At 70.4% G+C, this 23,783-nt stretch carries 22 protein-coding genes; 7 read left to right on the forward strand and 15 right to left on the reverse strand.

What is annotated here, in order from left to right:
* Positions 1–335 precede the first annotated feature (335 nt).
* The 12 genes from AC07D6_RS27530 to AC07D6_RS27585 form a co-directional block, all read right to left on the reverse strand.
* Positions 336–710, reverse strand: coding sequence for a DoxX family protein (locus tag AC07D6_RS27530; protein WP_479048769.1), 375 nt, complete (start codon positions 708–710; stop codon positions 336–338).
* 291 nt (positions 711–1,001) lie between these two features.
* On the reverse strand, positions 1,002–1,862 hold the full coding sequence (locus AC07D6_RS27535) for a triphosphoribosyl-dephospho-CoA synthase (protein ID WP_479048771.1): 861 nt from the start codon (positions 1,860–1,862) through the stop codon (positions 1,002–1,004).
* A gap of 217 nt (positions 1,863–2,079) precedes the next feature.
* A complete protein-coding gene (locus tag AC07D6_RS27540; RefSeq protein WP_388295000.1) occupies positions 2,080–2,985 on the reverse strand; it encodes an intradiol ring-cleavage dioxygenase in 906 nt (301 codons plus the stop codon).
* A 160-nt stretch (positions 2,986–3,145) separates the two neighbouring features.
* Positions 3,146–3,493: a sensor histidine kinase gene (locus AC07D6_RS27545; RefSeq protein WP_479048775.1), complete on the reverse strand. Its 348-nt coding sequence runs from the start codon at positions 3,491–3,493 to the stop codon at positions 3,146–3,148.
* 51 nt (positions 3,494–3,544) lie between these two features.
* Entirely contained in the window at positions 3,545–5,311 is a 1,767-nt protein-coding gene (locus AC07D6_RS27550; RefSeq protein ID WP_479048777.1) for a sulfatase, read from the reverse strand.
* Between the two features lie 36 nt (positions 5,312–5,347).
* Positions 5,348–6,298, reverse strand: coding sequence for a formylglycine-generating enzyme family protein (locus AC07D6_RS27555; protein WP_479048780.1), 951 nt, complete (start codon positions 6,296–6,298; stop codon positions 5,348–5,350).
* A 189-nt stretch (positions 6,299–6,487) separates the two neighbouring features.
* Positions 6,488–7,396: an ATP-binding cassette domain-containing protein gene (locus AC07D6_RS27560; protein ID WP_479048782.1), complete on the reverse strand. Its 909-nt coding sequence runs from the start codon at positions 7,394–7,396 to the stop codon at positions 6,488–6,490.
* Positions 7,393–9,168 (reverse strand): ATP-binding cassette domain-containing protein, encoded by a 1,776-nt coding sequence (locus tag AC07D6_RS27565; RefSeq protein WP_479048784.1) that lies wholly within the window; start codon positions 9,166–9,168, stop codon positions 7,393–7,395. The genes AC07D6_RS27560 and AC07D6_RS27565 overlap by 4 nt, the downstream gene beginning before the upstream one ends.
* Complete coding sequence (locus tag AC07D6_RS27570; RefSeq protein WP_479048787.1) at positions 9,165–10,106, reverse strand: ABC transporter permease; 942 nt, start codon at positions 10,104–10,106, stop codon at positions 9,165–9,167. Before AC07D6_RS27570 ends, AC07D6_RS27565 begins: the two co-directional genes overlap by 4 nt.
* A gap of 65 nt (positions 10,107–10,171) precedes the next feature.
* A complete protein-coding gene (locus AC07D6_RS27575; protein ID WP_479048789.1) occupies positions 10,172–11,725 on the reverse strand; it encodes an ABC transporter substrate-binding protein in 1,554 nt (517 codons plus the stop codon).
* A gap of 107 nt (positions 11,726–11,832) precedes the next feature.
* Positions 11,833–12,162: a hypothetical protein gene (locus AC07D6_RS27580; protein ID WP_358785170.1), complete on the reverse strand. Its 330-nt coding sequence runs from the start codon at positions 12,160–12,162 to the stop codon at positions 11,833–11,835.
* An 18-nt stretch (positions 12,163–12,180) separates the two neighbouring features.
* A complete protein-coding gene (locus AC07D6_RS27585; RefSeq protein ID WP_358785171.1) occupies positions 12,181–13,467 on the reverse strand; it encodes an aromatic ring-hydroxylating oxygenase subunit alpha in 1,287 nt (428 codons plus the stop codon).
* A gap of 253 nt (positions 13,468–13,720) precedes the next feature.
* Between AC07D6_RS27585 and AC07D6_RS27590 the strand changes: the two genes are divergently transcribed.
* The 5 genes from AC07D6_RS27590 to AC07D6_RS27610 all read left to right on the forward strand — a co-directional run bounded on the left by AC07D6_RS27590 (position 13,721) and on the right by AC07D6_RS27610 (position 18,025).
* On the forward strand, positions 13,721–15,040 hold the full coding sequence (locus AC07D6_RS27590) for a cytochrome P450 (protein ID WP_479048793.1): 1,320 nt from the start codon (positions 13,721–13,723) through the stop codon (positions 15,038–15,040).
* Positions 15,037–15,228: a ferredoxin gene (locus AC07D6_RS27595; RefSeq protein ID WP_479048797.1), complete on the forward strand. Its 192-nt coding sequence runs from the start codon at positions 15,037–15,039 to the stop codon at positions 15,226–15,228. Before AC07D6_RS27590 ends, AC07D6_RS27595 begins: the two co-directional genes overlap by 4 nt.
* 27 nt (positions 15,229–15,255) lie before the next feature.
* Positions 15,256–15,597, forward strand: a complete 342-nt coding sequence (locus AC07D6_RS27600) for a DUF1330 domain-containing protein (protein WP_479048800.1) — start codon at positions 15,256–15,258, stop codon at positions 15,595–15,597.
* 39 nt (positions 15,598–15,636) lie between these two features.
* Positions 15,637–16,623: an LLM class flavin-dependent oxidoreductase gene (locus AC07D6_RS27605; RefSeq protein WP_479048802.1), complete on the forward strand. Its 987-nt coding sequence runs from the start codon at positions 15,637–15,639 to the stop codon at positions 16,621–16,623.
* Between the two features lie 124 nt (positions 16,624–16,747).
* Positions 16,748–18,025, forward strand: a complete 1,278-nt coding sequence (locus tag AC07D6_RS27610) for a GDSL-type esterase/lipase family protein (RefSeq protein WP_479048805.1) — start codon at positions 16,748–16,750, stop codon at positions 18,023–18,025.
* A 101-nt stretch (positions 18,026–18,126) separates the two neighbouring features.
* Here AC07D6_RS27610 and AC07D6_RS27615 read toward each other — a convergent pair whose 3' ends face one another.
* Both AC07D6_RS27615 and AC07D6_RS27620 read right to left on the reverse strand, forming a co-directional pair.
* On the reverse strand, positions 18,127–19,296 hold the full coding sequence (locus AC07D6_RS27615) for an acyl-CoA dehydrogenase family protein (protein ID WP_479048808.1): 1,170 nt from the start codon (positions 19,294–19,296) through the stop codon (positions 18,127–18,129).
* 69 nt (positions 19,297–19,365) lie between these two features.
* Positions 19,366–20,598 (reverse strand): CaiB/BaiF CoA transferase family protein, encoded by a 1,233-nt coding sequence (locus tag AC07D6_RS27620; protein ID WP_479048810.1) that lies wholly within the window; start codon positions 20,596–20,598, stop codon positions 19,366–19,368.
* A 125-nt stretch (positions 20,599–20,723) separates the two neighbouring features.
* Between AC07D6_RS27620 and AC07D6_RS27625 the strand changes: the two genes are divergently transcribed.
* Complete coding sequence (locus tag AC07D6_RS27625; RefSeq protein WP_479048812.1) at positions 20,724–21,656, forward strand: LysR family transcriptional regulator; 933 nt, start codon at positions 20,724–20,726, stop codon at positions 21,654–21,656.
* A gap of 121 nt (positions 21,657–21,777) precedes the next feature.
* Positions 21,778–22,650 (forward strand): HTD2 family dehydratase, encoded by an 873-nt coding sequence (locus AC07D6_RS27630; protein ID WP_479048814.1) that lies wholly within the window; start codon positions 21,778–21,780, stop codon positions 22,648–22,650.
* 83 nt (positions 22,651–22,733) lie between these two features.
* Here AC07D6_RS27630 and AC07D6_RS27635 read toward each other — a convergent pair whose 3' ends face one another.
* Entirely contained in the window at positions 22,734–23,720 is a 987-nt protein-coding gene (locus AC07D6_RS27635) for a LacI family DNA-binding transcriptional regulator (protein WP_388294960.1), read from the reverse strand.
* Positions 23,721–23,783 lie beyond the last annotated feature (63 nt).

Raw genomic sequence — 23,783 nt, forward strand, 5'->3', positions numbered from 1 at the left:
TGATTCCTTTCAGGGGTCTTGCCTGTCGTCCGCTCCGTTGGGGAGCGGACGACACGTCGGTACGACCGGTCGGTCGCAGAAACCGACGATGGTCTTGCCGCGCGCGATGCCCGCGGCGATGGGCGAGGCCGTCGGCGGCCTGAGCCAGGGGGAAGGACCCGGTGTCGACTTCGAAGGCGCCTGTGGAGACCTGGGCGGCCGGCGGTCCGAGAGTTTCGCGAACGGGGATCGCCAGGATGTCGCCGCCGGGTCAGCCCGGGCCCCGGTCGGGCCCTGCTCGTCGGCGGCGCCCGAAGTGTCGACGAGGGCGTGAGGCGTGACCGAGGCGGGTCGGGTCAGAAGGCGTAGGGGCCGAACCGGCCCCAGGCCACGACGGCGGCCAGGACCAGGAGAACGACGTTCACGCCGATCATCTGGTTCTCCTTGCGGCGGCCGTGGACGACCGCGGCGCCGAGCATGGTGATAGCCAGCCCGGTGGCCGCCAAGGACACCAGAATCGGCGCGATGTCGAACGCGGCGGGCAGGACCAGGCCGAGCGCGCCGAGCACCTCGACCGCGCCGATGCCCTTCACGGCACCGGCGGAGAAGTCATCGACCCACGCCATGCCCGAGGCAGCCAGCTTCTCCTTCGACTGGCCCACCTTCATCAGGCCCGCCAGGAGGAACGCGACGGCCAGGATGCTCGCGATGATCCAGAGGGTGACGTTCACGGTGCCGGACCTCCCACAATCACTTGACGTTTCAAGTAACAGTAGAGCGAATCACTTGAAGCGTCAAGTAAAGGCGGGAGGGTGCGGACCGGGCGCCGTCGCGGGTGCCGTCGGGCCGGCTTTTTCTGGGGGGCAGGGCTCGAAGAGGAGCCGGTCCGTGCCCGCGGACGTGTCGCGCGGCCGGTCCGGCCGGGAGAAAGCGCCGTGGCACACGCCGGCGATGACCGGAGGTGATCGGCGGGCGCCCTGACGTCCGCAAAATCCTTCGCCGCCCGAGAGCCGGCGGTTGGATCAGCAATGGCTCGCCGAGCCCCGCGGCTGGGAGATTCCGGAGCGGGTCTGCGCGGGCAGAGCGTCCAGGAACAGGGCTCCCGCGAGGATTGCGGCGCTGCCGCGGGGGCTCCAGCCTCGTGCGTGCAGATCGGCGTCCAGGGTCGCGAGTGCCTCGGCTCCCTGGGCGGTCGCGGTGCCGCCCGCGTCCAGGACGGCGCGGGCGCCCGCATGGACGTGGCGCAGCCCCATCGGCCCGGCGCTGTAGAGGAGTTCGCTGTCGCGGAGGGTCGACATCACGGTCAGCAGGGCGTCGAGGCGTGCCTGCGCCTCGGTGGCGCCCGCCCTCCGGGAAGCGGCGAGTGCGTCGAGCGCACGGCACACATGCGGAAACCCGGCGCGGGCCTCGCCGCGGGCGCCGGCCGCCCCGTACTTCACCGCCATCGTCGAACCGTGCGAGGGCCGTCGCGGGGCCTTCCGGTCGGGGTGCGCGGCGATCCGCTTGGCGGTCGCGGCGACCTCGGCGCCCTTGGCGGACGGATCGAGCGCGGCGCCCGCGACGAGCAGGCCGAGCGTCCACAGGGCCCCCCGGTGGCCGCCGCCGGCCAGGTCCACCGAGTGTTCGGTGCACCGTCCGATGGCGCCCAGTTCCTCGCGCAGCAGGGGCGTGGGCTGCCCGGAACGGCGGGCCGCGGCGGCCATCGCCGTCAGCCCCGGCGCCAGCGCCCGCGCCGACCAGCGCAGGGCCTGGTGGTCCTTGCCGGTGGTGCGTGCCGCGAGATCACGGGGATCGGGCAGCCCCGGCTTGGGGATGAGGGCCAATTCTTCGATCAGAGCGGATACGGCGATGTCGGCGAGCTGTTCGTCGTGGTGCTTGGTCATGACCGCCTGCGGAAAGTGTGAAGGGCGATGGCTTCGCCGTGGCGTCGAAGCACCACCTCGGCGCAACGCATCACCGCTCGGTCTGGAGGCGTGTGCGTGAGCGGGCCCAGGAGGACCGGACGGTTCCCGACCGGCCGGGCTCCTGTGCCCGCTCCCTGCGCATCCCGGCGTCCGTCAGCGGGCCACGCGGCCCGCCCGGTCACGCCCGCAGCACGTCCTACGCCGACGGCGCGGGCGAGGTGGTGGGAAGGGCCAGTTCGTCACCCTCGTTGGTGGCGTCCTGGTCGACACCCAGCGTGATCGAAGCGGCGACGCCCTTCGCGATCCTCTTCTTGTCGTAGCGAAGGGTGAGCAGGCCGCCCGTGGCGCCGCTGTCGTCGTAGATCACGTCCTCCGGGAGGGTGACACGCCTGACGGTGCTGGTCGAGTACGGCTTCTCCTTCGCGACGGCCAGGACGGCCTCCTCCTCGAAGTAGAGCTGGCCGGTGTGGCAGGTGCGGCCGCCCTCGTAGCCGCCCTTGGTCCACTTACCGTCCACGTGCACCTTCGTGTGGATGTGCACGGCCCGGCCCTCGTACCAGCCCGGGAAGATGCTGGTGAAACGGACCTTGCCCGCGCTGTCCGTACGCCAGGTGCCGCGCAGGTACGTCTTGTTGTCGGTGGGCTCCAGGTGCATGTCGCCGCCTCCCTCCGGGGGCGGCGCATCGGTGGCCATGCCGGAGGGCAGGGCGGAACCCTGGGCCTCGTATCCGGAGTAGACGCCGAGCGCGTCGCAGTGCCAGATGTCGACCGCGGCGTTCCGCACCGGCTTGCACGTCTCGGAGTCGATCACCTTGATGGTGAGGGTCAAGGGGACGCCCTTGCGGTCCTCGGTGACGTCCGTACGGATCTGGTCCGCGTCGATGTAGTAGGGGCCCTCGATGGCCTCCGTGCTCAGCCGGTAGCAGGTCTCCCCGGCCCCGCCTTCCGGCGCCTTCGGCTTGGCCTTGGCCGGTGATTCCTCACCAAGTGCGTTCGAGGCCAGCACACCGCCCGCGCCGACCACGGCGACCGCTGCTCCTCCGGCGACAAGGACCTGTCGACGTGACGTGTTCCTCTTGTGCCGCGCGTCGTCCTGAGTCATACCTACCGGCTCCTTCCGCTTGGGTTGGTTCGCTTCGACCGGCCGTGGACCCTCACCCTTGCGGACCTACCTGAGGCGAAACTGAAATGAACCGCGGTCCGGTGTCCTGGGCGGATGATGTGCCTCGTTCCGGTACCTGAACGGGGTTCCGCAGGTCTGGTCACATTCTGTGGTTCGCCGGCGGCGCGTGCCGGGCCAGCGGCAGCCATACGGTGAACTCGGTGTCGCCCGGTTCACTGCGCGCCTCGATCCGGCCGCCGTGCGCTTTGATGATCGCGGCGGCGATGGCGAGCCCCAGACCGGTGCCGCCCTCCCGGCCGGCGGTGCGGGCCCGGGAGGCGTCGGCTCGGATGAAGCGTTCGAACACCGACGGCAGGGCCGCCGCGGGGATGCCGGGCCCGTCGTCGTGGACGCGGACGACGCACTCGGCGTCGGTGGTCTCCGCGGTCACCGTGACCCTCGTCCCGGCCGGCGTCCGGCATACGCCGCGTGGAGCGCGGCCCCACATGCCGTGTCCTCCGGGTGCAGGCCGGATGCCGCACTTTGCGTCCTGCCCGTTTCACAGCGCCGCGAGTTCCTCCGCCAGTAGGCGCAGTGTCTTCGTGGGGATCATGCCACCGGACAGGGCGGCGAGGGAGATCAGAGAAGTCGAGCCGATCGTCTGGAGGAATTCGGTGTGGACGAGGGTGGGGAGGCGGGCACGCAGGACCTCGACGGCCAAGGGATCAGCCAGGAGCGCCGAGACCGGGGTGCGCAGGGAGAAGCGGCTGGCGGGGAAGTCCTCCGGGCGCGGCAGCGGCTCGGCGGCCTGCTGCGCCTGGTGGCGTTGTTTGCGCACCAAGAGGTGAGTGGTGCTGACAGGACCGTCAGCGGGCAGGCCCAGGCGTTCGTACTGGCTCGGCGGGGCGTCGTTCGCGCGCATGAGGGCGACGAGCAGGTCGGCCATGCGGAGCTCCACCTCGTCGTCGACGATCGGTGAGCGCTGTTCGGGATCGGTCCGCAGGTCGTAGAGGAGTGTGCCGAACCGGAACGGGTTGAAGAAGGTCCGCCCGGTCGTCCGGATCGTGCGGACGCCCTTGGTGAAGGTGAAGGGCCCGGCCAGTTCGAGGCCGGTCAGTTCCTCGGCGGTGAAGCGCCCGCGCATGTGGGTCGGCATCAACGTGTGCTCGTGCAGCGGTGTGTTGTCGGCGGAGACGGGTGCGCGCATGTACACGTAGCGGCCGTCGGTGACGTTGACGTGTCCTCCGTGGATGCCGAACAGTCCTGCTTCACGGACCGGTCGGTCGGTGGCGACGGGCAGGGGGACGCCCTGCATGTCGGCGGGGCGGTCCACGCCGAAGAACTCCAGCAGGGTGGGTGCCAGGTCGATGGTCTGGACGAGAGCCTCGCGCCGTTTGCCGGCGGCGCCTGTCCGGGGGTCCCAGACGAACAGCGGGAGGTGGACCAGCTCGTTGTACCAGGGCTGTACGGACTTGCCCCACCAGTTCTTCTCACCGAGCAGCAGGCCGTGGTCGGTGCAGACGACCAGCAGGGTGTCCTGCCAGAGGTCGTACTCGTCCATCGCGTCGAGGACGCGGCCCAGCGACCTGTCGCACATGGAGAGCAGCGCGGCGTACTCGAGACGGGCGTGTTCGACCTGTGTGTCGGTCTCGATGACCTGCCGGTAGTCGGGCCAGTCGAAGTGCGGACCGTCGTAGTGGTGCGGGTAGAGGTCCTTGTACTGCTTGTGGCTGAAGAACGGTTCGTGCGGGTCGAAGGTCTCGATCTGGACGAACCAGCGGTCCTGTTCGTGGTTGGTGCGGATGAACTCCAGTCCCGCGTCGAAGGTGAGCGTCTGGGAGTGGCGGTCCTCCGTCTGCATGTACAGCCGGTTCACCCAGTCCTGCCGGTAGCTGTCCGGGCGCAGCTCCTTGACGTCCTCCTCGGGCATGGGCGGGTTCGCGACGTGCCCTTTCCACGGGTCGCCCTCCTGGCCGCGGAAGAACTCCCAGGTGCTGTAGCGGCCGTGGTAGGTCGCTCCGCCGTCCTCCCAGTAGTGGGGATGGTCACTCGCCAGGTGGGTGTGCACACCTGCGAGCTTGAGCAACTCGGGCATCGAGTCGTCGAAGGGTTCCAGTGGACCCCAGCTGCGGTGCAGGAAATGGTGACGTCCGGTGTGGATCTCCCGTCGGGCCGGCATGCACGGCATGGAGCCGGCGTAGCAGTTGTCGAACGTCGCGGCCCGTTCGGCCAGCCGTGTGAAGTGGGGGGCGTGCGTCCAGTCGCAGCCGTACGGCGGCAGCATGTGCCGGTTGAGGCTGTCGAACATCACCATGATGGCTTTCATGCCGCGGTGCTCCTTCGGCTGTCGGTCGCGTGTCTCTCAGGCGTCCCGGGCGCAGCGGAACCCGGTGTGCCCGCTGCCTCCGTCGGGTGGGCTGGCGGTGCGGGCGGCGACTCGATAGCGGTTGCAGTAGGACCGGTGGCACAGGTGCGAGCCCCCGCGGATGACCTTCTCCTGACCGGTGTCCGGCCCCTTCGGGTCGATCGCTGTACCAGCCGGGTGGGCCGTGCTCCACCAGTCGGCGCACCATTCCCACACGTTGCCCGAGGTGTTGTACAGCCCGTACCCGTTGGGCTCGAAGGCGTCGACCGGTGCGGTTCCCCGGTAGCCGTCCGCGGCGGTGTTCTTGGTGGGGAAGGTGCCCCGCCAGATGTTGCAGCGGTATACGCCGCCGGGGTCGAGTTCGTCACCCCACGGGTAGCGCTTCTGTTCCAGGCCGCCGCGCGCGGCGTACTCCCACTCGGCTTCGGTGGGCAGCCGCTTACCCGCCCAGGCACAGTACGCGGCGGCGTCGTTCCAGGAGACGTGCACCACCGGGTGGTTCTCGCGGCACTCCAGTGTGCTGCCCGGGCCCTCGGGCCGGTCCCAGCGTGCTCCGGAGACCGCGCACCACCAGGGGATACGGACCGGCCGGGGCGCTCCGCGCCGCAGCGGGCCGGGCAGGAAACCGGCGAACACGTAGGACCAGCCGATGCGTTCGGCCTCGGTGACATGGCCGGTGGCGTCGACGAACGCGGCGAACCCGTCGTTGCTGACGGCGTGCGCGTCGATGTGGTAGGCGCTGACCCGTACCGTCCGCACGGGGCCTTCGCCGTCCGCCGGAAACCCCTCATCGTCGTCGGTACCCATCAGGAAGTCGCCACCGGGGATGCGGATCATGCCGTCCTGGGAGCCCTGGTGGTCGGCCGGCGGCACCGTCAGCGGCCGAAGGGCCGCCTCGTTGCGTCGGGGCGCGCAACAGGACAGGGCAGAGGGGTGACGAATCTCCATCGAGCGCGGCTCCTGTTTCCTGTGAGGACACGGGTCATGCGGGTCGCCCGGCGTACCCGGGCCCAGGGCCGACCTGGACACGGGCGGAACTGGGTTCCCGCCGCTCTGAAACACTCGGCTCGGCCCGCCCCGAGGGTCGGCTGAGCCGTTCATCCCACCACCGGTTTCCCGGCCTGGTTCGCCCCCCGGTCATCGAGTTCCGCGGTGAGAATCTGTGTTCTGCACCGTTGTCGACCCCGTGCCGTCGAACGTCTGCGGCGTTTCCACCGAGACGGTGAGCCGTACCCGCGCGGCCCGGCGCTTTGCCTGTTCGACCGGGTCCGCGACCGGGGAGGCAAGTACGAGCCGTCGGGTGTAGGGGTGCCGAGGGGCAGAGGTGACGGCGGGGGCGGGGCCGGTCTCCACCACTTCGCCGCGGTGGAGAACGGCCACGCGGTGGCTGATGTGGCGTACGACGGCCAGATCGTGGGAGATGAAGAGGTAAGCGACTCCGGTGCGGCGCTGAATGTCGATGAACAGGTCCAGCACCCTTGCCTGGGTGGACAGGTCCAGTGCGGAGACGGGCTCGTCGCAGACGATCAGGCGTGGCTCGGGGGCGAGAGCGCGGGCGATGGCGACGCGCTGCCGCTGGCCTCCGCTGAACTCGCGCGGCAGCCGCTGCGACGCGTCAGCGGGCAGACCCACTCGGTCCAGCAGCGCGCCCACCTTTCGGCGGGCTTCCCGCGCGTTGACGCCTTGAACGGTCAGCGGCTCGGCGAGGGTGTCACCGACGGTCAGCGCCGGATTCAGTGAGCTGTAGGGGTCCTGGAACACCACCTGGATGTCGCGGGCCAGTGCGCGGCGTTCCCTGCGGTCGGCGTGGGTGATGTCCCGGCCGTCCCAGGTGATCCTGCCCGCGTTCGGCCGGGCCAGGCCGAGCACGGCCCGGCCGATGGTGGTCTTGCCGGAACCGGACTCGCCGACCAGGCCGAGAGTCTCCCCCTCGGCCACGGTGAGAGACACTTCGTGCAGCACCTCCACCGGCCTCGCCCGCAGGCCTCGGCCGCGGCTCCGGTATGTGAGGCGCAGGTCCTGCACCTCCAGCAGGGGTACGGTCACCGTTCCTCCTTCGCCAGGATGCCGGTCGCGGAAGCCGGTGGATCTGTACGCACGCTGCGCTCGTCGAGGACGGAGCCCAGCAGCATCCTTGTGTAGGGATGCTCGGCCGCACGGAATATGTCGAGGCAGGTGCCCGTTTCGACGATCTCGCCCTGCCGCATGACGGCGATCCGGCGACAGCTGTCGGCGACGATCCCGAAGTTGTGGGTGACCAGCAGCACGGCCATGTGCAGCTCCCTCTGCAGGTCACGCAGCAGGTCGAGGATCTCGGCCTGGACGGTGACGTCGAGGGCGGTGGTCGGTTCGTCGGCGATCAGCAGCTTCGGCTCGGCCGCCACGGCTCCGGCGATGAGCACGCGCTGGGCCATGCCGCCGGAGATCTGGTGTGGATAGGAGGCGAAGGTCCGAGGCGGATCGGGGATCCCCACCCGGTCCAGCAGGGTCAGCATGCGCTTCCGGGCCTCGGCGCGTGAGACGCCGGCTGTCGCCCGGAGGCCCTCGACCAGCTGGGCTCCCACCGTGAAGGACGGGTTGAGGTTGGACATGGGCTCCTGCGGAACGTATCCGATGGCTCGGCCTCGCAGGCGGTGCAGCTCCCGCTCGGTCGCGCCGAGCAGCTCACGCCCGTCCAGGCGGATGGAGCCGCGCGTCACCACCGCTTCGCGCGGCAGTACGCCGAGTGCCGCGAAGGCCGTCTGCGTCTTCCCCGAGCCGGATTCGCCGACGAGGCCGAGCGTCTCCCCCGCCTCCAGGCTCAGGTGGACACCGCTGACCACCTCCTGCAGCTCACCCGAGGGCGTGGGGTAGGCGATCGTCAGGTCTTCGATGACCAGCAGCCCGGTTGGTGTGGCTCCCGGCGGGGCGGTACGAGTGGCGGGGGACGGTCGAGCGGTGTTCTTGGACGGCGCGGAGACGGTTCCTTCCAGTACGTCGCGCAGCGCATTGCCGAACAGGACGAGGGAGACCGTCATGACGCCGAGCAGGAGACTCGGCCAGACGATCTGCAAGGGCTCGATATAGAGGTTGGCGAAACCTTCGGCGACCATGGATCCGAAGCTGGGAACCGTGGCGGATCCGACGCCGAGGAAGGCCAGGCCCGCTTGTACTCCGATGGAGGCGTTGCACAGGAACGCGGCGGCGATGACGACCGGGCCGCGGACGGCGAAGAGCACGTGCCGGCGCAGGATGCGCGCGTCCGGCAGGCCGGAGACCCGGGCGGCGTCCACGAACAGTTCGTTCTTCACCCCGAGCACGAGATTGCGCACCAGCCGGTACACGCCGGGCGACAGCAGCACGCCGAAGATGAGCATGGTCACCCGGTGGTCGCCCTTGGTCATCGGCATGAGCACGATGAGGAGCAGGAGCCCGGGGAAGGTCATCACCAGACTGAACACCCATTCCGTGATGTTCCTGAGACGGTCGTAGTAGCCGCCGACCAGACCGGCCGTGACGCCGATGACCAGGGCGGCGCCCGTTCCGATCAGCGCCGAGACGACACTGGTGTTGACCGATCCCAGCAGCCGGGCCCAGATGTCCCGGCCGCTGCGGTCGCCGCCGAGCAGGTAGCCGGCAGTGCCGGGGTCCGCGTCGACGTGCTCGAGCGAGGCGTCGTTGACGCCGTGCTGGGTGAGCACGGGTGCCAGCAGGCCGAGGGCGACGACCACCAGCAGGACGGTTGCCGTGATCAGCGCCTGTGGTTCACGCAGCAACTTGCGCAGGGCCGCTGTGCGGCGCGCGGCGCGGGGGCGGGTGAGTCCAAGGCCGTCGGTCACAGGACCCTCGCCTTCGGGTTGAGCCACCCGTTCACGAGGTCGACGGCGAGATTGACGACCACGACCAACAGGACGGCGAAGAGGGTGATCCCCATGATGACCGGGACGTCTCCCTGGAGGGAGGCGTCGAAGGCGTAGCTGCCGAAGCCCGGTATGGCGAACACCTTCTCGATGATGAGGGCGCCACCCAGCATCGCGATGAACTCGAAGGAGAGCACGGTGAGGGCGGGCCCGGAGGCGTTGCGCAGGGCGTGGCGGAGGATGATGGAGCGCGCCGGTACGCCGCGCGTGCGCAGCGTGCGCACGTAGTCCTTGCGGAGCTCGTCGATCATGGTGCCGCGGATCTGCGCGGTCAGTCCCGCCATGCTGGCGATGAGCAGTGCGGTCACCGGGATGGTGATGGACCGGGCCCACGCGGCGGGATCGTCGGTGAGAGGGGTGAAGCCGGTTGCGGGGAGCACGTCGAGGCGGATCGACAGCAGGTAGACGAGGGCTATCGCGACGAGCAGGTTGGGTACGAGGTGCCCGGTGAGGGAGACGGCCTGGACCATTCGGTCGACGGTGCCCCCGCGCCAGGCGGCCGTAACACCCAGCGCGACACTGAACGCGGCGGAGAGGAGCAGGGTGACGAGCACGATCGACATCGTCACGCCGAGGTGTTGCCCTACGGTGTGTCCGACGTGCTCGCCCGTGAAGAACGAGTCGCCCAGATCTCCTCGGGCCGCGTGTGCCAGCCAGTCGGAGTACTGGGCGAGCACCGGCCGGTCGAGGCCCATCTGCGTCTTCATCGCCCGGATCGACTCGGTGGTGGCCCCCGTGCCGAGCCGGTTGCCCACGATGGCGTCGAAGGAAGGCGCGAGGAGCAGGAAGGTGATCAGGGTCACCAGAAGCGCCAACACCAGCCCGGTGACCAGGCGTCGTACGACGTAGAAGAGCATGTTGCGTGTCCTTCGGCTCACGGATCGAAGCTCCGGGCGGTCCCCCGAGTCCGCCCGGAGCGGGCTCAGCCGGCGGTGCCGAAATTACGGATGTCGATCGCGGTCGAGGAGCCGTCGCCGAGGTGTTTGACGCCCTTGCCCGTGACCCAGGTGACCCCGATGTCCATGAGGGGGGCGAACCAGGCGTTGTCCACGAAGAACTTGTTGATGCCCCTGTAGGCGGCGCCGGCCTCGGCTGGGGCGCCGGCCCTGTTCGCCTGGTCGATCAGCGCGGTGAGATCCGGGTCGGATGACCTGAACGGGTTCGTGGGAGTGCCGGGGGTGGTGTACAGGGTGGTCAGGACGGCATCGGTGTCGAGGCCGTAGATGACGAAGTACATCGGGTACTTCGCCGCTGCGAGCGTGGTGGCCTGCCGTTGGATCGGCACCGCCTCCCAGGTCACCTTGATGCCGATCGCGGCGAGGCTCTGGGCGATGACGGGCTCGAACGGCTTGGTGGTGACGAAGCTCGGCATCTTCACCGGGAAGCCCTGGGCGTACCCGGCTTCGGCCATGAGTTTCCTGGCGGCGGTGACATCGAAGGGGTAGGCCTTGTCCAGCTGTGCGTCGTACGCCTGCCCTTTGGGGTTGAACAGCTGGGTGGAGGGCACGCCGACGCCCTTGAGGAAGGCGGTGACCAGCTTGGTGCGGTCGAAGGCCATGTTGATCGCCCGTCGCACCCGTACGTCGCCGAGCGGCTCGAGCGACGTGCCCGCGCGGTCGGCGAGCACCAGGTTGCCCACCGAGAAGGCTTTCACCGGGGCGATCCGCAGCCCAGCCGACTTCAGCGGCTCCACCTGGGTGGGGTCGACGCTGCCCGCGTTGAGTTCGCCGGCGCGCAGCGCGTTGACCACGGCCGCACGGTCGCCCATGACGCGAACCCGGACGGTCTCGAACGGATAGGCGTCGGCGTTCCAGTGCTCCTTGCGTTTCTTCAGCGTGTACTCCGAACCGTTCACGGTGGCGCCCTTGTCCAGGGTGTAGGGCCCCGATCCGACCGGATCCGTCGCCGTGCTCGACCGGGCCATGGTGGCCGGATCCGCGATCACGCCGTTGACGCCGGCGAGGTTCCACAGCAACGAGCCGGACGGATGTTTCAGCCCGACGACGACGGTCAGGTCGTCTGGGGCGTCCACCGAGGCCACCACGTTCGCGATGTTCGCCTGATTGGGGCCGGGGGTGTCGCGGATGCGCTCCAGGGTCGCCTTCACCGCGGCCGCGTTCACCGGCGCCCCGGACGAGAAGGACATGTCCTTGCGCAAGGTGAGGGTGAGGGTGCGCCGGTCTGCGGAGTACTCGTAGCGCTGCGCCGCGTTCGGCTGGAGCCTGCCGTCGTTGTCGACGCGGAGCAGCGTGTCGTAGAGCGCCCTCCAGATGTACGACGACTGGCCCGCGTCTATGCGGGTCGGTTCGAACGACGCGGGGGCGCCCTGGATGGAGAGCGAGAGCCTGGCCGCCTTCTGCGACGCACCGGGCGAGTCCGACGCGTCGCCGGAGCAGGCGGCCGTCGTGAGCAGTGCCGCCACGGTGACGGACGCGAAGAGCCGCCGTGGTCTCGGCGGCCTGATCGGAAAGGGCATGAGAGATCCCTGGGGACGGGGTCCGGGAAGGAGGTGGGGGGTGAGGGTGCCCGTGACCCGCCGGGTGAACGGATCAGCGAGTCACAGCACTGCTTCGGAGTGACGGGTCAGACGGCCGGTTCGACGATCGCGTCGATGCTCGAGGCCCCCGAGTCGGGAACCCTCGGCTGGCGCCAGGCCTCCACGGAGAAGGCCACGGTCACCAGCGAGCAGAACAGCCACAGCAGGCGCTTGTCCGGTTCGGAGATGTCCTCCATGGAGATGCTCTCCAGACGGGCCGTCCCGGTCTTGAGCAGCGGGAAGGCCACGTCGTAGAACGCGTCCAGCTCGTCCATCGTGCTGGTGATCCGCTTGGTGTAGCGGGCCTTCTCCGTGGGGATCGCCCAGTCGGCGAAGGGCTCCAGGGCCTCGAAGCCCTCGGGAAAGACACGGGCCATGATGAAGTCCTCCTCGGGTCAGGACGCGGCCGGGGCGCCGGAGGCGCGGCGCTGGTACTCGCGGACGTACTCCTGCGCGGAGTGGTGCAGGTGACGCAGGAGCACCTCCTGGTCGTTCAGCGGGAATCGGTCCACCGTGCCCGACTCGAGCATGGTCTGGGTCGCCTCCAGGGTGTTGCCGTCCTGCAGGCCGTACTCCTTGAACGAGACGGCCGCCAGCTCCTGCTGGAGCCGTTCGAAGGCGTTCTTCGGCGGGACGAAGTAGCACGTCCCCTCGAAGATGTGCGTGTTGTACGAAGTGGGCCAGTAGTGGTACGTGAGGACCCAGTTCGGCCGCCAGATGAGCAGCATGAAGTTGGGGAAGAAGACGAAGGAGTCCATCCCCCAGCGCGGGTCCCGGGTGGGGTTGATCGCCGGTGGCAGCTCGTCGGTGGTCATGCCGATGTCCGGGGCGTCCCACGGGCCGAACAAGCCGCTGCGCAGGGCCGCCTCGATGGGCTTGACCATCTCGCGGTCGTGCGGCGGGGCGATGCCGCCCCAGGACGACACCATGCTGTGCGGGCCGTCGATGTCGTAGTGCAGCGCTTCGTAGCCGTACTTCGCGATCCGGCGGGCCTGCTCCGGCATGTACTGGCCGGAGTGCAGGATCGGCGCGTGGTAGAACTCGGCGAACGCGTCGATGAAGAGCTTCCAGTTGCTGCCGATCTCCGCCCGGAACTTGTGGACCTGCGTCAGTTTGTGGAACGGGTAGCCCTCGATGCCCTTGGCCAGCTCGCCCAGGTACTCGCGCAGCGGCGTGGAGTTCTCGGTGTCGAGGTTCACGAAGACGAACCCCTCCCACACTTCGGCCTGGACCTGCTTCAGTCCGTAGTCGGACTTGTCCAGGTCGAAGAACTCACCCTCCTGCTGGACGAAGGCGAGCTTGCCGTCCAGGTCGTAGCGCCAGGCGTGGTACTTGCAGGTGAACTGGCGGCAGACGCCGCTGGTCTCCTCGCGCGGGAAGTCGTTCCACACCAGCTTGTTGCCGCGGTGCCGGCAGACGTTGTGGAAGGCGCGCACCTCACCGTCCGTGCCGCGCACCACGATGACGGAGGTCCCGGCCGCGTCCAGCTCCTTGGTGAAGTAGCTGCCCTTGCGGGGGAGCTGCTCGACGCGTCCGACGTTGAGCCACGTCCGCTTGAAGATGGCCTCGCGCTCCAGCTCGTAGTGCTCGGGCGAGGTCGAGTCCGCGTAGGAGACCGGCTCCGTGCCGATCTTGAGGTGCTCGGTCCAGGTGCCCTCTTCGGGCTTCTTGAAATGTGCCATGGGGGTCGGTTCCTCCCGTTGACGACACCGCTTGTTTGGTAACTACGATCTCGATTGCGAGAACGCTATTCTCATTTTTGCTCAACCGTCAAGGAGGACGACACGGACACCGCTCCCGGGCGGGCCGCGAGGCGACCGGACAGCGCCTCAGCACACAAGAAGTTGACGGGTTGTTGGTAATAGTCTTCTCCTCTCGCGAGAGGAGGACTATCGTCCCCGTTGCCGGGCACGACGAAGGGAGCGTTCCCATCCCATGACGGACTACGACGCGATCGACTTCTTCCGGGACGAAGCACTCGTCACCGACCCCTACCCCTACTTCGATCACCTGCGGGCGCGGTGCCCGCTGCAGCGCGAGCCGCACCACGGGGTGGTGATGGTGACGGGTTACGACGAGGCGGTGCAGATCTACAACGACCACGAGACGTTCTCGTCGTGCACCTCGGTCACCGGCCCGTTCCCGGGATTCCCGGTCCCCCTGGAGGGCGACGACGTCAGCGAGCTGATCGAACGGCACCGTGCCGAGCTGCCCATGAGTGATCAGTTGCCCACCCTGGACCCGCCGGTGCACACGGCCCATCGCGCCCTGCTGATGCGTCTGATCACGCCCAAGCGCCTCAAGGAGAACGAGGCCGCCATGTGGCACATCGCCGACGCGCTCCTGGACGACTATCTGGCCCGGGGCGAGGGGGACTTCGTCCGCGACTTCGCGGGGCCCTTCACCCTGCTCGTCATCGCCGACCTGCTCGGCGTGCCCGAGGAGGACCGGACGGAGTTCCGGGCCAGGCTCCAGCGCCCCGAGGCCCACGAGCCGGGCATCGGCAGCACCGGCGAGGAGACCATGGAGCACACGCCCCTGAAATTCCTCTACGGGCGGTTCACCACGTACATCGAGGAGCGCCGTCGCCAGCCCCGCGAGGACGTGCTGACAGGTCTGGCCACCGCCGCCTTCCCCGACGGTTCGACACCCGAGGTCGCCGACGTGGTACGCGTCGCCGCCAACCTGTTCGCGGCCGGCCAGGAGACGACCGTTCGCCTGCTCGGGTCGGCGGTGCGCACGCTCGCCGAACGTCCCGACCTGCAACGGCTGCTGCGGGCCGAGCGTCAGCGCGTTCCCCTGTTCATCGAGGAGTCGCTGCGCACGGAGAGCCCCGTCAAGGGCGACTTCCGGCTGGCACGGACGGCCACGACGGTGGGCGGGGTCGAGCTGCCCGCCGGCACCACGGTGATGCTCGTCAACGGCGCTGCCAACCGCGATCCGCGCCAGTTCACCGACCCGGAGCTCTTCGACATCGAGCGGGCGAACGCCCGGCGCCACATCGCCTTCGGCCGCGGCGTGCACAGCTGCCCCGGCGCCCCGCTCGCACGGGCCGAGGCACGGGTGGCGATCGAGCGTCTCCTGGACCGCACGGCGGACATCAGGATCTCCGAACGGGCGCACGGCCCGGCCGGCGACCGCCGCTACAGCTACGTCCCCACGTTCATCCTGCGCGGCCTGACCGAACTGCACCTGGAGTTCGACCCCGCCGATACCCCCGGCACCACCGAGTCTTCCGAGAGCGAGGAGCGATGAAGGTCACGGTCGACGACGACCGCTGCCGCGGCCACGGTGTGTGCTGCGGCGTCTGTCCCGAGGTCTTCGACCTGAGCGAGGACGGGTACTCCGTGGTGCTCCTGCCGGAAATCCCCGCCGAGCACGAACAAGCGGTCCGCCGGGCTGCCGCGCTCTGTCCCGAGCACGCCCTCAGGACCACGGGCTGACGCCCGGTTCCCCGAAGGAGACCCCTGATGCCCAAGGGCTACGTCATCATGACCGAGGCCATCCGCGACCGGGAGGGCATGACCGCCTACGGCAAGGCCTCCGCCGCGTCGATGGCCGAGGCCGGCGCACGCGTCCGGGTCGTCGACCCCCACCCCCAAGTCCTCGAGGGCGAGTGGCACGGCGACCGTACCGTCATCGTCGAGTTCGCGTCGGTGGAGGCCGCACGCGCCTGGTACGAGTCGGCCGGCTACCAGGAGGCCAGGCCGCTGCGGCAGGCCGCAGCGGTCACCAACGCCGTGATCGTCGCCGGTTTCGAGCCTCCGGCACAGGCCCCACGACAACCCCCGAGGCAGGAGGGCACGCGGTGAAGCGCCCTCCGGAGCACCGTGCGACGGACGGTCGCCGGCATGGGTGACCTGGAACTGTCCTGCGGCCTGCCGCCGGGACCCGACTTCGCCGAACTGGCCGCCCTGGCCGAGCAGCTGGGCTATCAGCGGGTGTGGATCTACGATTCGGCACCGCTGTGGGAGGACCCGTTCGTCCACCTCGCTCTGGCCGCGCGACGCACCACGCGGATCGGTCTGGCGACCGCCGTCCTCATCCCGGACGAGCGGTCGGAAATGGCCATGGCCTCCGCGATCGCCACCGTGGCCCGGCTCTCCCGGGGCCGCTTCCGCGCGTGCTTCGGCACAGGCTTGACCTCACGCCTGGCCATGGGACAGCGCCCGATGACCCTGGCCGCGCTGGAACGGTACGTCACCGCGGTGCGGGCGCTGCTCGCGGGTGACGCGGTCGAGGTGGACGGCTCCCTGGCCCGCATGCTGCACGCCGACGGGCTCACGGCACCACGGCCGATCGACGTTCCGCTGTGGATCAGCGCGTTCGGCCCCCGGGGAGCCGCGCTGGCCGGCGAGATCGCCGACGGCATCATCGGCCCGCCCCACCCTTCCCTGCCCACCGCGACGATCGCGTCCGGCACCGTACTGGACGCCGGGGAGGATCCCGCATCCGACCGCGTCCGCGAGGCGATCGGACCGTGGCGGATCGTGGACTGGCACAACGCCTACGCGACGAAGGGCGCCGAAGGCGTCGACGCCCTGCCCGGAGGCCGGGCCTGGCGCGAGGAGCTGGAGTCGCTCGTCCCGGAGGATGAGCGCCATCTGCTGAGCTTCGAGGGCCACGTCACCCACCTGCTCCCGCGCGACCGGCGGCTCCTCGAACACATCGACGTCAAGCGTATGGTGGGTGACGAGGACCGGGTGGGCGTCCAGTTGGCGCGGCTCGCCTCCCACGGTTTCCGGGAGGTCGTCTACACGCCGACGGGCCCCGACGTGCCACGGGAACTGCGGACCTTCGCACAAGCCGGACGAGAGCACTTGGCGAGCGCGAGCTGACGCCGCCCCGGGGGAGCAGGAATCCCGGGCACCCGCCTCCCCGGTTGCCCCGCTCTCCCCCGGGTCCGGGCCTTTCGCCGTCGGCCGGCCATGTGACCGGCCTCGACCGAGAAACGGATGCACCGTGCGCCTCACCACGAAGACCGGAACGTCGGCGGCAGCCGCCCTCCTCCTCGCCTGCCTCACCACCTCGGCGCCCGCTTTGGGTGCCGGCTCCGCCGCCGGACCGGGCGGCGGGTCCTGGCACACCGTCTGGGCACAGTCCCAGCACGCGCTCTCGGCGACTTCCCTCACCGATCGGACCGTCCGTTCCATCGCCCGCCTGAGCCAGGGCGGAGATGCCGTACGCGTGCGCGTCCAGAACCAGTTCGGGGACTCGCCCCTGACCATCGGGCACGGGGCCGTGGCCATCAGCGACAGTGGGCCGGCCACCCGTCCCGGCACCACCCGCGTCCTCACCTTCGGCGGGCACCGCGGCGTCACGGTGCCCGTCCGCGGCGAGGTGTGGAGCGACCCGGTGTCCCTGGACACCGCGCCGCAGACGGATCTCGCCGTCAGCCTCCACGTCCCCGGTACCGTCCGGCCCGGCGAACACGGCATCTCCTTCCGCGGGAACTACCTCACCGCACCGGGCAGCGGCGACCACGTCACGGACACCGACGCCGCGGCGTACACGGAGAAGACCCCCGCCACCTACATGGTCAGTGCCGTGGACGTCCGCAACCCGCGCGTCAAGGGCACGATCGTCGCCTACGGCAGCTCCGTGGTGGACGGCGTCGGGAGCACCGACTGCGGTCCTGGCTGCACGCCGACGACCACCGACAACCGCTGGAGCGACGTGCTCGCCCGCCGGATCGTCCGTGAGCTGCCCGCCCACCGCCAACTGGCCGTCGCGAACGCGGGGGTCAACGGCACGACCGCCTCCGCGCACTGCCCGCACAACCCGCCCGCGATCGCGGGCCTCGACGCCGGCGCCCGTCTCGAACGCGACGTCCTGTCCCTCCATGGCGTCACCGGAGTGATCCTCTTCTACGGCACGAACGACCTGCAGAACGGCTGCACCGCCGAGCAGATCGTCACCGCCTACCGGAAGGTCCTCGCGCGCCTGCACCGCGCGGGAGTCGAGGTCTACGTCGTCCCCGTCACCCCCCGGCCGATCTACACGGACCGGATGAACCGGTACCGCTGGGACGTCGGCATGTACGTCCGCGACCAGGGGGGCTGCGGCGGCGCCTGCGAGGGTGTCATCGACTTCGACCACGTGATCAAGGACCCGCTCGCCCCCAACAGCATCGACGAGCGGTACGACGTGGGCGACGGGGTCCATGTGAACATCGCCGGTCACCGGGCGGAGGCGGCGACGGTCTCGCTGCCCCTGCTGGCCGCCTCGGCCCGCCGCTGACGCGGGGCGCGGTGCGTACCCGGCGGATTCCGGCGAGGGAGGCAGGCGGGCGGCGGGTCGCCGTGCCGCCCTCCGTCTCCCTTGAGCCGCCGGTCCGCTCCTCAGACGTCGAGGCCTCCCCGTTCGACGAGCTGGCGCACGATCACGTTGCGTTGGATCTCGTTGGTCCCCTCGCCGACGATCATCAGAGGGGCGTCGCGGAAGTAGCGTTCCACGTCGAACTCGGTCGAGTAGCCGTAGCCGCCGTGGATGCGGACCGCGTTCAGGGCGATCTGCATGGCAGTCTCGGAGGCGAAGAGCTTGGCCATGCCGGCTTCCATGTCGACGCGGCGTCCCGCGTCCGCCGCGCGTGCGGCGTACAGGGTGAGCTGGCGCGCCGCGGTCAGCGACGTGGCCATGTCCGCCAGGTAGTTGCCGACCGACTGGTGCCGCCAGATCGGCTTGCCGAAGGAGTGGCGCTCCCGGGCGTAGGCCAGGGAGTCCTCGAGTGCCGCGCGGCCGACGCCGAGAGCGCGGGCGGCCACCTGCAGCCGGCCTGTCTCCAGCCCCTTCATCATCTGGGCGAACCCCTGTCCCTCGACGCCGCCGAGGACGGCTTCGGCGGGTGCCCGGTAACCCTCGAAGGACAGCTCGCAGCTCTCCACCCCCTTGTATCCGAGCTTCGGCAGATCGCGGGAGACCGTGAGGCCGGGGCCGTGCTCGACGAGCAGGACGGAGATGCCACGGTGGGCGGGGGTGACCGCCGGATCGGTCTTGCACAGCAGGGCGATCAGTTGCGAGCGCCGGGAGTTGGTGATCCAGGTCTTGACGCCGTCGATCACGTAGTGGCCGTCCGCTTCCCTCCGGGCGACCGTGCGCAGCGCCTGGAGGTCGGATCCCCCGCCGGGTTCGGTCAGGGCCATGGTGGCCCGGATCCGGCCCGTGGCCATGCCCGGAAGATAGCGGCGCTTCTGCTCCCGGGTACCGAAGTGCAGCAGCAGCTTCGCTACGACCGTGTGACCGCCCATGGCCCCGGCCAGGCTCATCCAGCCACGGGCCAGCTCCTCGGTGACCAGGACGTAGCAGGGGGTCGACACGGGGGTACCGCCGTACTCCTCGGGGACGGCGAGTCCGAAGATGCCGAGCCGTTTCATCTGCTCGATCTGCGCCTCCGGGTAGGTACCGGCCTGTTCCAGTGCGCGGACGACGGGTTTGACGTCCTTGTCCACGAAATCGCGCACGGTGCGCACGACGAGCCTCTCGTCGTCGGTCAGGTCGTCCGACGTGCTCATGCGGTGCCCCTCCTTGTCCGGTGCGGTGGCGCGTCCGTGCGGGCCGGACGCGGCGAACGGGCCGGCGGGTCAGACGACGCCGTCGGCTCTCAGGGCGTCCCTCTCGGCCGCGCTGTGTCCCAGTTCGGCGAGGACGCGGTCGGTGTGCTCCCCCAGGGCGGGTACGGCGCCCATGCGCGCGGTGACACCGGACAGGTCGGCCGGGGGGATCAGCGCGCGTACCGTACCCTCGCCGGGCAGCGGCACGTCTCTCCAGCGCCGCCTGGCGGCCAGCACCGGATGGCCGAGGAACTGCCGCATGTCGTTGACGGGAGTGTGGGCGACGCCCGCCGCGTCGAGCAGCTCCGCCGCGCGGGCGCCGTCCAGGGCACGGAACCGTTCGGCCACGATCGCGTCGAGCGCGTCCCGGTGGGCGACCCGCGCGGAGCCCGTCGCGAACCGGGGGTGCTCCACGAGTTCGGGACGTTCGAGGAAGTGCCGGCACAGCGCGGCCCACTCCCGCTCGTTCTGCACCGAGATCAGGATCTCCCCGCCGTCTTTCGCCGTGTAGGTGCCGTAGGGCGCGATGGTGGCGTGCCGTACGCCCATCCGCGGCGGCTGGCTGCCGGTGTGGGCGGTGTAGTACGCGGGTTGGTGCATCCACTCCGCCAGCGCCTCGAACAGCGAGACGTCGACGGTGCGGGCGACTCCTGTGGTGGCGCGGGTGAACAGGGCCGTGAGGATGCCGGAGTACGCGTACATGCCGGCGGCGATGTCCGCGATCGAGATGCCGACCCGGGCGGGCGCGTCCGCGCTGCCGGTCAGGGCGACGAGGCCGGTCTGGCACTGCACGAGCAGGTCATACGCCTTGCGGTCCGCCCAGGGGCCGGTGGCACCGTAGCCGGTGATGGAGCAGGCGATCAGTGCTGGGAACCGCCGTGCGAGCGAAGCCGGGTCGAGTCCGAGGCGGCCGACGGCGCCGGGAGCCAGGTTCTGGACGAAGACGTCGGCGCGGCCGAGCAGCCGGGCGGCGATCTCCCGGCCGCGGGCGGACTTCAGGTCGAGGGTGATCGACTCCTTGGACCGGTTGAGCCACACGAAGTAACTCGACTCGCCCCGCACGGTGGTGTCGTACCGACGGGCGAAGTCGCCGCCGTCCGGCCGCTCGACCTTGATGACACGGGCGCCCAGGTCGGCCAGTTGGCGCGTGGCGAAAGGTGCCGCGACCGCCTGTTCGAAGCTGACGACGGTGACGCCGGACAAGGGAAGGGCGGGGTCCGGTCCATCGATCCGGACGGGCGGCGCCGGGGCCTCTGCGGACATGATGCGGACTCCTTCACAGGGCCGTGCCGATGAGGGCGGGTCCTCATCATCGACGCCCCGCGCAGCCCGCGGGTAATAGCAAGTCCTGATGGGCCCATGCCCGGCATGGATGACGGAAGGGTGAGATGGACGTCAAGCAGCTCAGAGCCCTTGTCACGGTGGCCGAGGTCGGCAGTGTCACACGCGCCGCCGCACTGCTCCACCTCGTCCAGCCGGCGGTCACCCGGCAGATCCGCGCGCTGGAGCACGAACTCGGCGTCGCGCTGTTCGAGCGGACACGGCAGGGCATGCTGCCCACCGAGGCAGGCGTGATCATGGCCGACCGGGCGCGTCGGGCCCTCGGGGAACTCGAACGCGGGCGCAGCGAGGTGCGGCCGGCGGCCGGTGCGGTGACGGGAACCGTCACCGTGGGCCTGCTGGACAGCGCGAGCGACCTGCTCGCAGGACCGCTCGCCTCCCGGCTCGCCCTGAGCCATCCCGACGTGGAACTGCGCCTCGTCACCGCGTACTCGGGTCACTTGCGCCAGTGGCTCGATGAGGGGAGGCTCGATCTGTCGCTCCTCTACGACCTGCACGGTACGGCATCCCTCACCACCCGTCCCTTGGTGAGCGAGCGCCTGTGGGCGGTGGCACCACCCACCGAACGCCTGCCCTTGGGACACCCCGTTCCCTTCGCCGAGCTGGCCCGGCACCCGCTCGTCCTGCCGATGCCCGGACACGCGTTGCGCTCGCTGATCGACACGGCGGCGGCCAGAGCCGGTGTGTCCCTGACCGTCGCCGTCCAGAGCGACTCGATGCGTGTGCAGAAGCACCTCGTCCTGGCCGGGCACGGCTGGACCGTCCTGCCGGCGGTCGGCCTCACCCGGGACATCACGGATCAGGAGCTGAGGGCCGCGCCCTTGTGCCGCCCCGTCGTACGGCGTTCCGTCGTCCTCGCGACGCCGGGACCCACGCGCACCACACCGGCGGCCGACGCGGTGGCGAAGGCGCTGGTGTCGGCGGTCACCACGACCGTGCGTCAAGGGGACTGGCCCTCGGCCCCGGTGCGCGGCGGGTAAGTACGTCCCGCGCCGTTCCGTCCCGCTCCATCGCCCTCGCCCGTCCCGTGGCGGAGGGGCCTCATCAGACCGTCACGGCCGCCCGCACGGCACCGTGTGCGGCGACAGGGAGATTGCCGACGTGACCTCGTCATCCGCGCCTCTGGAGTCCTACGTGGAGTCCTGGCGTCCCGCACCCACGGCCCAGAAGGACCCCATGGCCCCGGGTCCCGCCGCCGCCCTGTCGGCGCTGCTCGACCAGCCGGAGCCGACGGCGGCCACCGGCGATCTCCTGCCGCCCCTGTGGCACTGGCTGTATTTCCTCTCCTGGCCCGCGCAGAGCGAACTCGGCCCCGACGGCCATGTACGGGACGGGAAGTTCCTGCCGCCGGTCCCAGACCGCCGTCGGATGGTCGCCGGGGGCCGTTGCCGGATCACCGCGCCCCTGCGCCTCGGCGTGCCGGCCGAACGGGTCAGCAGCCTGGCTTCGGTGGTGCCCAGGGCCGGCCGCAGTGGAGCGCTCCTGTTCGTCACGACCCGGCACGAGATCCGGCAGTCCGGCCGGACGTGCCTGGTCGAGGAACAGGACATCGTCTATCGCTCGGGAACCGATACCGGTCCTCGCGGCACGCCGGCGGCCGACTCCGTGCCGCTTCCGGACGCCGAGGGTACTTGGGCCCGGCGGACGCTTCCGGATGAACGGCTGCTGTTCCGGTTCAGCGCCCTCACGGCCAATGCCCACCGGATCCACTACGACGCCCCGTACTGCCGTGACGTGGAGGGATACCCGGGGCTCGTCGTGCATGGCCCGCTGCTGACGCTGCTCATGCTGGAACTGGTCCGCGCACAGGAAACCGGGCGCCGGGTGCACTCACTGGCCTACCGGTTGCGGCAGCCGGTGTTCGCGGGTGAGGAGGTCTGGGCGATCGGCGCCCCCGGCGACGAGGGGGCGCGGCTGCGGATCGCGACCCGGAGCCAGGCGTGTCACGCCACAGCGAAGGTGGCCTTCGGCTGACGCCCGCGGAGAACGGCGACGGGCGAAAGGTCTCACAGGCATGACGAGCTCGCCGGGACGGTGCCGGCCGGCAGTCGACGGCCTCATGTCGTGGCACCCGCCACGACGCGGAGCATTCTCCCGCCGGCCCCGCGTCCGGCCGGCCTCTTCTGCCCCAGGGCAATGGCCAGTTCGTCGACGACGGTGTCGACGAAGGCGTGCATGTCGACCTCGATCGTGGTGAGCCGCGGGGTCCACAACTGGCCGACGTCGGTGGCGTCGACGCCCACGACGGCCAGGTCGCCGGGGACCGCCCAGCCCAGGTGCGCGGCCGCGGCCAGGACGGCCAGCGCGACCTCGTCGTTGTAGGCGGCCACGCCGAGCGGGGCCTGACGGGGCAGCTCCCGGAGGACGGCGACCGCCGGCTCCAGGACGGTGGGCACCGGTACGGACAACGGCGCGGCCAGCCCCCGCCGCTCGCACGCGGCGCTGACACCGGCGTACCTGCCGGGCCCGTACGGGTCCGTGCGCCGGTCGGAGATCGACGCGTAGACGATCTGCCGGTCACCGCTCCGGGTCAGCTCCGTGACCTGGAGTTCGCCGATCTCCTCGTGGGGGCCCGGGGACCGGCGAGGCCGGGCGCCGGGGTCCGGAACGACGGGCACCCCCTGTGCGGCCAGCCGGTCGCGGGCGGGCAGGTCCAGCGAGCCGAAGTCGACCACGGCGAGCGGGCGGAGTTTCACCAGCGCGTCAGCGGTCTTCTGCGGGTCCGGACCCGCGAAACGCAGGACGACGTTGGAGCCCAGTCCCATGGCGTTGTCACCGAGGTACTCCAACGCGTTCTGGAGGTTCTGTCCGACGGTGGTCTCCGGCATGACGACGACGATCGTGTCGCTGCGTCCGGTGACGAGGCTGCGCCCGGCGGGCGAGGGCCGGTAGTCCAGCTCCTCGGCGGCGGCCCGCACCCGCAGACGGGTCTCTTCCGGGAAGCGTCCCTCACGCCCGTTGAGGATGTGACTGACCGTGGCACGCGAGACCCCGGCACGCGCCGCCACATCGGCTGCGGTCGCGGGGCGCGGGCTGTTCTTCATCCTCGTCGGCGCCTTCCGAGTCTTCGGGCCGGTCGCTCCGTCCCGGCCAGGTGGACGCCAACG

Source organism: Streptomyces sp. NPDC045287, from assembly GCF_056432325.1.